We start from the raw sequence: 13,154 nt of genomic DNA, 5'->3' as shown, positions 1-13,154 counted from the left end.
TGGCCGACGAGACGCAGCCGGTGAGCCGCCTGCCGCTGTTGACCGGCGACGAGCGTGAGCGGGTGCTGGCGGGGTTCGGCGCTTCGCCCATCGTCAACGCAGGACACATCGACTATCCGCAAGACCGCTCGGTGCATGCGCTGTTCGAAGCGCAAGTGATGCGCACGCCAGAGGCGATCGCGCTGCAGTTCGACGATCAATCCCTCAGCTACGCCGCACTGAACCGCCGTGCCAACCAAGTCGCGCATCACTTGATCGCGCTCGGCGTCCAGCCCGACGATCATGTGGCGATCTGCGTCGAGCGTAGCCTTGAGATGGTCGTAGGCCTGCTCGGCATCTTGAAGGCCGGCGGGGGTTATGTGCCGCTCGATCCGATCTACCCGGCAGAGCGTCTGGCCTACATGCTGGAGGACAGTGCGCCGGTTGCGCTGCTGACGCAGGCAGCACTCCAGGACCGGCTGCCGGCATCGAGCGTGGCGATCCCCACGCTGGTGCTGGATGCAGAGGCATCGCTGGCCGCCATGCCCGAGCACGATCCGGTGGTGCCGGCGCTGACCACGCGCAGCCTGGCCTACGTCATCTACACCTCCGGTTCGACTGGCCAACCGAAGGGCGTGATGGTCGAGCACGGCCATGTCGTACGCCTGTTCGCGACGACTCAGGCGCAGTTCCGCTTCGACGAGAGCGACGTGTGGACCCTGTTCCACTCCTTCGCGTTCGATTTTTCGGTCTGGGAGATCTGGGGAGCGCTGTTCTATGGCGGCCGCCTGGTGATCGTGCCGGCGCTGTGTGCGAGGACGCCGTCAGAATTTTATGCGCTGCTGGTGCGCGAAGGCGTCACGGTGCTGAACCAGACGCCCAGCGCGTTCCGCGCATTGATGGCGGCGCAACAGGAGGCCACGGCCGAGCACCATCTGCGCGTGGTGGTCTTTGGGGGCGAGGCGCTGGAGCTGCCGATGCTGGCGCCGTGGTTCGCGCGCAACGCAGCCGCGCGCACGCAGCTGATCAACATGTACGGCATCACCGAGATCACGGTGCATGCGACGTACCGGCCGATCACGGAAGACGATGTGCGGCAGGCGCGGGGCAGCCTGATTGGCCGTGCCTTGCCGGATCTTCGGTTGTACGTGCTGGATCGTCATCGCCAGCCGGTGCCGATCGGGGTGATGGGCGAACTCCACGTCGCTGGCGGCGGTGTGGCACGGGGATATTGGCAGCGTCCGCAGCTGACGGCGGAGCGCTTCCTGCCGGATCCGTTCTCCGGCGATGCGGATGCGCGGATGTACAAGACCGGCGACCTCGGCCGCTGGCTGCCGGACGGCAGCCTGGAGTACCTGGGGCGCAACGACTTCCAGGTGAAGCTGCGCGGCTTCCGCATCGAGCTGGGGGAGATCGAGGCGACGCTGGCCGGCTGCGTGGGCGTACGCGACGCGGTGGTGATCGCGCGCGAGGACGGGGCAGGCGACACGCGGCTGGTTGCATATGTGGTACTGCACGATGACGAGACGACACCATCGATCGCCGAGTTGCGTGAGCGACTGTCCCAGGACCTGCCGGAGTACATGATCCCCAGCGCCTTCGTGCGGCTGGACGCGCTGCCGCTGACGCCCAACGGCAAGCTGGATCGCCAGGCACTGCCGGCGCCGGACCAGGACGCGGTCGCCAGCCGGCTCTACGCCGCACCGGTTGGCCAGATCGAACAAGCGATCGCGACGATCTGGCAGGACCTCCTCGGCCTGGCCCAGGTCGGCCGGCACGACCATTTCTTCGAACTCGGCGGCCACTCGCTGCTGATCATCGGGTTGATCGAGCGTCTGCGCCAACACGGGCTGCGCGCGGATGTGCGCATGGTCTTCATGACGCCCATTCTGTGCGCACTGGCAGAACAACTGGCCGGCGATCCGCAGACCACGCAGCGCATGGACATCGCACCGAACCAGATCACGACGGAGACCGCGTCGATCGTGCCAGAGCTGCTGCCGTTGGTACGCCTGAGCCAGGAACAGATCGACGGCATCGTCGCCGGCGTACCCGGCGGCGTGTCGAATGTGCAGGACATCTATCCGCTGGCACCGCTGCAAGAGGGAATTTTGTTCCATCACTTGCTCGGAGGCGAGGGGGACGCCTATCTGGTGCGTACGGTGGCGACGTTCGATGGTCGAGAACGGCTGGATGATTTCCTGGGCGCACTGCAGGCGGTGATCGACCGCCACGACATCCTGCGCAGTTCGATGCACTGGGAAGGACTGCCGAGACCTGTGCAGGTCGTGCAGCGCCGCGCCCCTTTGAAGATCGTAGAAGTGGCCCTAGCGGCAGGTATCGCAGCGGCACCGCAGTTGCTGGCCCGCACTGATCCGCGCCGGATACGGCTGGATCTTCGGTATGCGCCGTTGCTGACGGCATACACCGCTGCCGATCCGGCGTCGGGCGAGTGGATGCTGGCATTGTTGAGCCATCACATCATCGACGACAACTACTCGATGCAGATTCTGCTCAAGGAAATGCGATGGTTGATGCAGGGACGCGGCGATCTTCTGGCCGCACCCTTGCCGTACCGCAATTTCATCGCCTCTGCACACACGGTGCCGGATGCAGCGCACGAGGCGTATTTCCGCAAGCGCCTGGGCGACGTCGAAGAACCCACCGCGCCCTACGGTGTCTTGAACGTACAGGGCGACGGCGGATCTGTCGGCGAAGCACAGGTGCAGCTCGATGAAGCGCTGTCGCAACGTATCCGCGACGCGGCGCGGCGGCAGGGCGCGACGCCAGCGGCCTTGTTCCATCTTGCATGGGCGCGCGTCCTCGGCCAGTGCAGCGGCCGCGACGACGTTGTGTTCGGTACGGTGCTGTCCGGCCGCATGCAGCACTCGTTCGACGCCGAAAGCGTGGTCGGTGTGTTCATCAATACCCTGCCGATCCGGATCGCGTTCGAAGGAACGGGCGTGGGCGAAATGGTACGCGCCACGCATCGCAACCTGAGCGAATTGCTGACGCACGAACAGGCATCGTTGGCGCTGGCGCAGCGCTGCTCTGCCGTTCCGCTGCCATTGCCTTTGTTTACGGCATTGATGAATTACCGGCATAGCAGGGGCGAAGCGCGGCGCCAGGACGATTCGACTGGCCGGGCATGGGAAGGCATTCGCGTCGTCGACGGCGAGGAACGCACCAATTATCCGCTGGCGGTATCCGTGGACGATTTGCAGCAAGGATTCCGCTTGACCGTGCAATGCGCCGCGGGAATCGATCCAGCGACGTTGGCCAGCTATCTGGAAACGGTGGTGCATGGGCTAGTCGAGGCGCTCGAGAGCGAACCGCAGCGGCCGCTGCGGCAACTGCCGTTGATGCCCGCGGCGGCCCGGGATCGGGTCCTGGTCGAATTCAACGCGACACGTGCCGAGTACCCGCAAGACCAGCTGATCCATGAAGTGTTCGAAGCGCAAGCGGCGGAGCACCCGGATGCGATCGCGGTGGAGTGCGATGGCCGGTGCTTGAGCTACGGCGAACTCAATCGCCGTGCGAACCAGGTGGCGCACCGATTGATCGCATTGGGCGTGCGTCCGGACGAGCGCGTCGCGATCTGCGTCGAGCGCAGCTTCGACATGGTGATCGGTCTGCTCGGCGTGCTGAAGGCAGGCGGCGCGTATGTGCCGCTGGATCCGAACTATCCGGCCGAACGTCTCGCGTACTTGCTCGAAGATTCCGCCCCTGTGGCTATGCTGATCCGTTCGCGCCTGGAGGAAGGTACGCCGATGCCGGCGTCCTCGGGACGCCCAGTGCTCGCGCTGGAGGAGGTCGCGTCTTCGGCGCAGTTCGAACATGCGCACGATCCGAGGATCCCTGGCTTGACCGCGCGCAACCTTGCCTACGTCATCTATACCTCTGGTTCGACCGGGAAGCCCAAGGGCGTAATGGTCGAGCACCGCAGCGTCCTGCGCCTGGTCATCAACAGCGGCTACGCTCCGATCGCGGCGACGGATTGTGTTGGCCATGGTTCCAATCCGGCTTTCGACGCGTCGGTTTGGGAAATCTGGGGTGCGTTGCTCAATGGCGCGCGGCTGCTGGTGATCCCGCAATCCGTGCTGATGGACGCGCATGCCTTGAACCGTCTGCTGACGGGCGCCAGGGTCACGGTGATCCTGCTGACCACCGGACTGTTCAACGAGTACGCGGCGATGCTGGGTCCGGCATTTGCAGAACTGAAATACCTACTGGTCGGCGGAGATGTGCTGGATGCGCGCAACGCGGCACGCTTAATGAGCGGTGCACGACCGCCGCAGCATCTGGTCAACGCCTACGGCCCCACGGAAACGACAACGATCGCGACCACGTTCGAAGTCGAAACGGCATCGCCCGCAGGGCGCAGCGTGCCGATCGGCCGTCCGATCGCAAACACGCATGTCTACATCCTGGACGAACAAGGAGAGCCGGTACCACCTGGCGTCTCGGGCGAACTCCACATCGGTGGGCCGGGCGTCGCCCGCGGCTATCTGAATCGCGCCGAGTTGACCGCGCAACGCTTCCTGGTCGATCCGTTCGTGAACGACAAGGAAGCGCGCATGTACAAGACTGGCGACCTAGGCCGTTGGTTGCCCGATGGCAACATCGAGTATCTGGGGCGCAACGACTCCCAGGTGAAGATCCGCGGATTTCGGATCGAACTTGGCGAGATCGAAGCATGGCTTGCAGCTTGCCCGAAGGTACGAGACGCGGTAGTGGTCGCGCACGAGCACTCCGTGGGCGACAAGCGTCTAGTGGCGTACGTGGTCGCTGCGGACGACGGATTCTCTATCGGCGAACTGCGTGAACACCTGCGACGCGATCTGCCGGACTACATGATTCCTGGCGCATTCGTCCGCCTGGATGCGTTGCCCCTCACGCCGAACGGCAAGTTGGATCGCAAAGCGCTGCCTGCACCCGATCAGCTTTCACAGGGCAGCCGCGAGTACGAAGCGCCCGTCGGCGACACCGAGGTGGCGATGGCGCAGATCTTTCGCGAACTGCTGAACCTGCCGCAAGTCGGGCGCGACGACCACTTCTTCGAGCTCGGCGGGCATTCGTTGCTGGCGATCAGGCTGATCCACGCGATCAAGCTGCGTTTCGCCGTCTCGCTGCCGCTGGCCAGCATCTTCTCGTCTCCAAGCGTGAAAGCGCTCGCCGAGATGGTCGAGCAAGACCGCCATTCGGAGTCATCGCTGGTGCCGCTGCAGACATCCGGCTCGCAGCGGCCGCTCTTTTGCTTCCATCCCGTCGGCGGACATGTCTCTGTCTATCGGGCATTGGCGGGATGTTTCGCCGGTCGCTGCCCGGTCTATGGCGTGCAATCGCCAGAGGTTGCCGGATCGCGGCTGCGCATCGACTCCATGCAGGACATGGCCATGGCGTATGCGACGGCGATACGCGCCGCACAACCTGTTGGCCCTTACCGCTTGCTGGGTTGGTCCACCGGCGGACTGATCGCCGCGGAGACGGCCAGGTATCTGGCCGAGAATGGCGATACCGTCGACTATTTGGGATTGATCGATGTGCATACGAACTTCGGTGACGCGGCACGCTCGGAGGAGCAACTGCTGCGCAAGGCTGCGCTGGTCGAATTGCGAGCAAGCGGCGTTTCTCCCGGCGAATGGGCCGGCACAGAGGCGCCGCCTGCATTGGAAGCGATCGCGGGACTGCTCGAAGCGGACTTTTCAGACGCGGCACCCGAACTGCTGGCTTGGGGCCTGTCCGGCTTCGACCGCGCAGCATTCGATCACCTCAAGACCCAGGTTCCGATCACCGCACATCACCTTGCGCTGGTATCCGCGTTCCGGCCCGATCCGGTCGACGTGCCGGTCCAGGCGTTCTGGGCGAACGAAAGCGTAGTGATGTCGGGTCCAGATCCGCATCCGGCACGGATCCAGATCGGCGCTGTCGAGACGCAGGCGATCGACACGGACCATGACGGGCTGTTGCGCGCGCCCCACGTCGAACGCGTCGCGGCAGCGATCCTGGCGTTCCTGGAACGCAGCGAGCGATCGCCGCAAACGGCGCAGGCAGCTGGGCGCATTGCGCGCGCACCACTTGAGGCGAATCCATGAACAGCATCGCTACCATGCAGTCGCCGCCTTGGCTGGTGCGCATAGCTCAGCAGCAGCCCAGCATGCGGTTGTTCTGTTTCGCGTACGCGGGCGGCAGCGCCTTCAGCTTCATGCCGTGGCGTTCCGCACTGAATCCCGCGATCGAGATCTGTGCAGTGCAGTTACCGGGCCGCGGCGCGCGGATCGCGGAACCGCCGATCGATTCCATGGCGGCACTGCTGCCGGCCATGGCGCCGGCGATCGCGCAGCTGGGTGCGCTTCCGTTCGCCTTCTTTGGCCACAGTGTAGGCGCATTGATCGCATTCGAACTCGCGCGCTATCTGTACCTGCACGGCGTCGTCGTTCCTGAGCGCCTATTCATGTCCGGCTGCCACGCACCGCAATTCCGTAGCCCATCGCGGCAGCTGCACACGTTGCCGGACGGCGCTTTCATCGACGAACTCCGGCATTACAACGGCACGCCGGCGGAAGTGCTGGAAAGCCGGGAACTGATGGCCTTGATGCTGCCGACCATTCGCGCCGATTTCGCCATCGCGGAGAACTATCGCTACCGTCCCGGTCCGTTGTTGCAGATCCCGATCAGCGTGTATGCCGGCCTTCAGGAAGAGAACAAAGGGCATGGGCAAGTCGAAGGATGGCAAAAGGAGACATCCGCCGATCTCCGGACGACCTGGTTCGAGGGCGGGCATTTCTTCATCAACAGCGAGCGCGGCGCCGTGCTCGAACAGCTCGATGCCGAGTTGCTTGAGCTGCTGGGCGCTGTTGGGGGAAAGCGCGTCGCACAGCCATACCCGGGAAACGATGCTGGAGGCCGCAAGTCGTTGGGTTGAGCAATATCGGCGATATGGTGCTGCCAGGGGCGCGCCGGCCCGTCACGCCAGAATTCGATCGTAGAAATCATCGGCGCAAGCCGAGGGGAGAATGCAGTATGAAAGTGGGTCCGCTTTTTTCGACGTCCGATCACCATCCGGTCGTCGTCACCCCGAATGGGGATTCCAGCCTGGGCGCGTTGCAGGCATATATGGCCGAAAACCAGTTGGACATTCAGCAATTGCTGAAGCAGCACGGCGGCATCCTGTTCCGCGGATTCGGCTTGGATGGCGCGCAGGATTTCCACAACTGCTCTGAAATCCTCGGCGCGAAGCCGTTCGGCTACGTAGGCGGCGACTCGCCGCGCAACCGCGTGGTCGCCGACGTGTTCACCTCGACGGAGTATCCGGCCAGCGAAGTGATCTCGATGCACAATGAGATGTCCTATCTGCCGAGTTGGCCGACGCGCCTGTTCTTCTACAGCCTGACTCCGGCCGTGTCGGGTGGACAGACGTCATTGGCCAACAGCGGCGACGTGTTGCGGAGCTTGCCGGACGAGGTCGTGCGGAAGTTCCGCGCAAAGAAGATCAAGTACATCCGCAACTTCCAGCCCGGCATCCCGTTCGGAAAGAGTTGGCAGGCGACCTACCAGACCGATGATCCCGCCCGCGTGGAACGCATCGCTGCCGAACAGGGATCGGCCTGCATCTGGTCGGCAAACGGCATGCTGCGCGTCTCCACGGTGTGTGATGCGTTCACTACGCATCCGCACACCGGCGAAGAAGTCTGGTTCAACCAGGCCGAGCAATGGCATTCCTCGGCATTGAATCCGGCCATTCGCGGCATGTTCGAACAGATGGTCGGGAAGGGAAACCTTCCGCACGAATGCGAGTACGGCGACGGCGAGGCGATGGAAGAGGACATGCTTGCGGACGTGCGCCGGATACTGAACCACAATAAATTGCTGTTCGATTGGCAGAAAAACGATCTGCTGATGATCGACAACGTACTGATGATGCATGGCCGCGAGCCGTTCAAGGGCGAGCGCAAGACGCTCGCCTATCTTTCTTCGACCTGAGGCGATCCGGCGGGCCCCAGTCATCATTTCTCCAGAAACAGAACCTGATAAGGACATTAGATGCATCCGAACGATGCCGTTTTCCTGAAATCCGAGACGAAGATCGAGCCGCTCGTCTGTGGCTGGTACGCATGGCCGTATCTGATCGCACCGGTGCAACTGGCAATGAACCTCAAGTACCGGCTGCTGCCACTGATGCAGTCGTTCGTGACCAATCCTGCGGCACACCTGGCCGCGAGCAGCGACCCGAAGATGTATGGAGGCCCGTTCGTCAGCCTTGCGCTGGAGGATGTGCCTGCCGTCGAACAACTGATGGCCGACACCCAGAAGCTATGCGCCCCCATGTTGACCTTCGCCGAAGACCTGAAGAACTTCAGTGCCACGCTTCAGGCCGAGGCCAATGGATTTTCCCTGAATGGTTTCTATTCCAGGCTGCCGCAGTCGCTGCGCGGTCTGGTCGAGTGCTTGTACGACACCAACGACCACCCCAATATCAGGCTCTTCGAAGACCTCGTCTACGATGAAGGAATGGGCGGGAAGCAGCAGATTTTCCTGCAGCTGGCCGGCGAGCAGGAGCGGCATTTTTTCATGAGCACGCCGCGCTTGGACGGCAAGGATTCCTTCCGCTTTGACATGCACTTCTCGGACAAGAGAATGGATGCGCTGGCGGGCATGCGCACGAAGGCGCGGCCCTTCCAGGAGATCGTCAATCTGTTCGAAGTGGCCACAGATGCCGCTCCGGCGTTCGCCGAGTTCTTCACCACGTCGCCTCCAGTCACGAGCGGTGAAAGCGGCTATGCCGGTGCCGGGATACGCATGCGCTATTTCGGTCATGCCTGCGTGCTGTTCCAGACCGATCAGACATCGATCCTGTTCGATCCGATGGTGGCGTTCGAGACGAAGGACGATGGGCGGTTCACCTACAACGACCTTCCCGACTTCATCGACTATGTGGTCCTGACGCACTCCCACCAGGATCATTTCTGCGCGGAAATGCTGATCCAGCTCAGGCATCGTATCGGTAAGGTGGTCGTGCCTGCGAACAACAGCGGCAACGTCGCCGATCCATCGATGAAGTTGATGTTGCGGTCTCTGGGTTTCGGCGACGTGGAGGTGCTGGACGCATTCGAGCACGTCGAGGTTCCCGACGGAGAGATTCTCAGCTTGCCTTTCACCGGCGAGCATGCGGACCTGAGCATCTACAGCAAGCATGCCATTGCACTGACGCTCAAAGGGCGAAAGCTCATGTTCCTGATCGACTCCGACGGCGTCGACGGCATGCTCTACCAGCGGATGATGCGCAGGGTAGGGAAGATAGACGCGCTGTTTCTCGGCATGGAATGCCATGGTGCGCCGCTTGCCTGGCTGTACGAGCCATTGCTTGGAAAGCCCATCACGCGAAAGAACAATGAATCCAGACGCCTCTCCGGTGCCAATTGCGAGCGCGCATGGAACGTACTGAGTGAAGTGCTGCCGCCAAGGGTGTTCATCTATGCCATGGGTCAGGAGCCATGGCTGCAGTACATGATGGGCCTGAAGTACGAGCCGGACAGCATTCAGTTGGTCGAATCGGACATGTTTCTGGAAAAGTGCAAGCAAGCGGACATTCCAGGGGAACGTCTTTTTTGCAGCCGCGAGATGGAGTTCTGAGACGAGCCGGCTTCCTGCCGGAAACGAAAGCCGCTCGCGCGATGCCGTGGCCACCCGTAACGGACTACGCGAGCTCAATCCGATTGAATCAAGGAGCGTTCAATGTCAGTTTGCACAGTCGTCGAGCTTGGCGGTATTCCGCGCGCTCAGAACTCCTTTCAGGTGTTCAACGAGGTCGAATCCGGCGTCAGGAGCTATTGCCGCCGATTCCCTGCCGTGTTCTCGACCGCGCGCAACGCCGTTCTCGAAGACGAGAACGGGCGCATGTACATCGACTTCCTCGCAGCGGCCGGTTCGCTCAACTATGGCCACAACAATCCCGAGGTGCGCGACAGATTGATCGAGTACCTGTCGAGCGACGGCATCATTCAGGCCCTCGATTTGCATACGCTTGCGAAACGGGATTTTTTGCACGAGTTCAAACGCGTCATCCTGACGCCGAGAGGCTATGACTACCGGCTGCAGTTCACCGGACCGACCGGCACCAACGCGGTCGAGGCGGCGCTGAAATTGGCGCGCAAGATAACAGGGCGGCGCAACGTCGTGGCCTTCACCAATGCATTCCACGGCATGAGCCTGGCTTCACTTGCCGCGTCGGCAAGAGCATCCAAGCGCGCTGCGGCCGGCGTTTCGCTGCACGATGTCGTGCGCATGCCTTACGACGGCTTTCTGGGCAAGGACATCGATTCGTTGGACGTCATCGAGGCGCTGCTTCTGCGCAGCGGTTCCGGTATCGACCTTCCTGCAGCGTTCATCGTCGAGACGGTGCAGTCAGAGGGTGGCATCAATGTCGCCTCCTCGTCATGGCTCGCACGCTTGGCCGAGCTCGCCAAGAAACACGACATCGTGCTGATTGTGGACGACATCCAGGCAGGCTGCGGCCGTACTGGCGCGTTTTTCAGTTTCGAGCGCGCGGGGATCTATCCCGACATCGTTTGCCTGTCGAAATCGATCTCCGGTTATGGCCTGCCCATGTCCCTGGTCCTGATGAAGCCCGGCCTGGATCGCTGGGAACCAGGCGAACACAACGGCACCTTCCGTGGCAACAATCTGGCGTTTGTTGCCGCCACTGCGGTGCTGAAATACTGGGAGGACCACAAGTTCTGCAATGCGATCGAATACAGATCGCGGTTGATGGCCGAGGCGCTGCACTCCATGCAAGCCTCTGCTCCCGAGCACATATCCGAAGTACGCGGAATCGGCATGTTGCAGGGCTTGGTCTTCCAGGATAGGAATGTCGCCGACAGAGTCTCCCAGGCAGCGTTCGAAAAAGGGCTGATCGTCGAACTGTGCGGACCTGACGAAAATGTCGTCAAGCTCATTCCTCCCTTGACCATCGAGGAAGACGTCCTGCTGGACGGGCTGGAGCGCCTTTCCGCTGCGGTCGATGCGCAGTTCGGCTACCGCCCTTAGCCCGGCGGCATCCGAGCAGGACCGGTTGCCGCGAGTCGCTGGACCAACATTGGGAGCATTGCCAGGAGGAAGGGAGCCGAGGAAGTCATGCCTCGACTTCGCCGTCATTGGTAGATACCATTTAGGGATCACTAAAATACCAATCACGGCATGGAGTTGCTCGATGCGGAAGTCCCGACAGTTCTGCGCTGACGCTGTGGCCAAGGCAGCGCTCGCGCTTGCGCTGCTTGCAGGAAGCCCGGCAATCGCGGCGACCGTACCGGCCATCTTTCCCACCCCGGCGTCGGTGCGCATGACCGGAGCGGATTTCGCGCTCGGTCCGTCCGTGGTGCTGGTGCGGCCGGAAGGCACCGACCAGGCGACGGAGACGCTGGTGCGCGACGCGCTGGCGGCGGCGGGCGTCGCGCAGATCCGCGCCGCCTCGGTCGTGCCGAAGCATCTGGACACCGTGTATGTGCTGCTCGGTATGGTCGAGGCTGCGCCGGTGCGCGAGGCGCTCGCGCGCACGGGCGCGACCTTGCCGGAGCGCAAGGAAGGCTATGCGTTGGGGAGCGTCGCCGGCGGCGAGGGGGCGGTGATCGTCCTTGCCGGCAAGGACAACGACGGCCTGTACCACGCGGCACAGACATTCCGACAGATCATCGCGCGCGGACGCGTGGCGTCGGTGGCGGTCTCCGACTATCCGGCGATGCCGGTCCGCGGCACCATCGAGGGTTTCTACGGCAAGCCGTGGACGATGGCAGAGCGCGCGGCGCATATCGCGTTCCTCGCGCGCTTCAAGGCCAACACCTACATCTACAGCCCGAAGGACGACGTGTTCGCGCGCGACCGCTGGCGGGATCCGTATCCATCCGCCACGCTCGATGCGCTGGGAAAGGTCGTCGCTGTCGCCAACCGCGAGCACATCAATTTCGTCTATGCGATCTCGCCTGGTCCCTCGGTCTGCTACAGCGATCCGGCGGACCTGGATGCGATCCGGCACAAGTTCGCGGCGCTGCGCGGGCGCGGCGTGCGCAGCTTCTACGTCGCGTTCGACGACATCGAATACACCAAATGGAACTGCAAGGACGACGAGGCGGCATTCGGTCCGGCGGGCGAGAGCGCGGCGGCCGCCGCCCAGGCGAAGCTGCTCAATGCGGTGCAGGCGGATATCGCCGCGGCAGGCCATGGGTCGCTGATCATGGTGCCGACCGAGTATTTCAACGTCACCGAATCGCCTTATAAGGCAAAGCTGCGGCAGGCGCTCGACCCGCGCGTCGTCGTCCAGTGGACAGGCACCGATGTAGTGCCGTCCTCGATCTCGATCATGGATGCGAAGAGCGCGACCAAAGCGTTCGGCCGCATGACGCTGCTGTGGGACAACTACCCGGTCAACGACTTCGCCGAGACTACCGGGCGGTTGCTGATGGCGCCTTACGATCGGCGCCAGGCGGGCCTGTCGGAGGAACTGAGCGGTATCGTCGCCAATCCGATGAATCAGGAGGTCTCGAGCAGGCCGGCCGTGGCGGGATTGCTGGCGTTCGCCTGGAACGACCGCGACTACGATGCGCAACGGACCTGGCGCGCCGCGGCGCGCGATCTTGCCGGGGGTGACCCGGTCGTGACCCAGGCCTTGCTGGCCTTCTTCGACACGCAGCACATGGCGCCGACGTTCGGCCACCTTCCCTGGCAGCCGCAGGCTCCCCGGCTCAAGTCGCTGATCGACGACGTGCGCGACGCGCTTGCCGACGGCGACCCAGCGGCCAGCGAGGCCGCGCTCGATGCGCTGGGCAAGGCGGCCGATGCACTTGCCGCGGCTCCGGAGCGGATCCGTGCCGGCGCCGCCACCCAGGGCTTCGTGGCCGAAGCCGCTCCATGGCTGGATGCGACGCAACTGTGGGGGCGTTCCTTGCGTCTCAGCGCCGATGGATTGACGGCGGCGCTCGCAGGCGACCGGGCCGCGCTGCGCGATTTCGAAGAGGCCAAGCGGCTCGCCGCCAAGGCCAGCGCGATCCAATCGATTCCCGGCGCGACCCGTTTTGCAGGTCCGGTCAAGGTCGCCGACGGCGTACTCGATACGTTCGTGGCGGATGCGCCTCTGCTCGTGTATCTCCCACGCGTGCAGGAATGAGCGCGCAGGGTTGAGCGAC

The 13,154-nt window shown here is 63.3% G+C and carries 6 protein-coding genes; all 6 read left to right on the top strand.

The window, feature by feature from the left end; translation table 11 throughout:
• The first annotated feature begins 20 nt into the window (after window positions 1–20).
• The 6 genes from VDQ83_RS03190 (at window position 21) to VDQ83_RS03165 (ending at window position 13,135) form a co-directional block, all read left to right on the top strand.
• The gene (locus VDQ83_RS03190) at window positions 21–6,074 is read left to right on the top strand and encodes an amino acid adenylation domain-containing protein (RefSeq protein WP_455433830.1); all 6,054 of its coding nucleotides are present in this window, start codon (window positions 21–23) and stop codon (window positions 6,072–6,074) included.
• Window positions 6,071–6,904, top strand: coding sequence for a thioesterase II family protein (locus VDQ83_RS03185; protein WP_455433829.1), 834 nt, complete (start codon window positions 6,071–6,073; stop codon window positions 6,902–6,904). Before VDQ83_RS03190 ends, VDQ83_RS03185 begins: the two co-directional genes overlap by 4 nt.
• Window positions 6,901–7,962, top strand: a complete 1,062-nt coding sequence (locus tag VDQ83_RS03180; RefSeq protein ID WP_455433828.1) for a TauD/TfdA family dioxygenase — start codon at window positions 6,901–6,903, stop codon at window positions 7,960–7,962. Before VDQ83_RS03185 ends, VDQ83_RS03180 begins: the two co-directional genes overlap by 4 nt.
• 60 nt (window positions 7,963–8,022) lie before the next feature.
• The gene (locus VDQ83_RS03175) at window positions 8,023–9,612 is read left to right on the top strand and encodes an MBL fold metallo-hydrolase (RefSeq protein WP_455433827.1); all 1,590 of its coding nucleotides are present in this window, start codon (window positions 8,023–8,025) and stop codon (window positions 9,610–9,612) included.
• 102 nt (window positions 9,613–9,714) lie between these two features.
• Complete coding sequence (ectB, locus tag VDQ83_RS03170) at window positions 9,715–11,025, top strand: diaminobutyrate--2-oxoglutarate transaminase (protein WP_455433826.1); 1,311 nt, start codon at window positions 9,715–9,717, stop codon at window positions 11,023–11,025.
• A 163-nt stretch (window positions 11,026–11,188) separates the two neighbouring features.
• Window positions 11,189–13,135 (top strand): beta-N-acetylhexosaminidase family protein, encoded by a 1,947-nt coding sequence (locus VDQ83_RS03165; protein WP_455433825.1) that lies wholly within the window; start codon window positions 11,189–11,191, stop codon window positions 13,133–13,135.
• Window positions 13,136–13,154: the final 19 nt, after the last annotated feature.

Source organism: Xanthomonas sp. WHRI 7945 (genome assembly GCF_035026585.1).
Note: the sequence above shows the minus strand (reverse complement) of the source record. Positions and strands in the feature narration are given on the sequence as shown.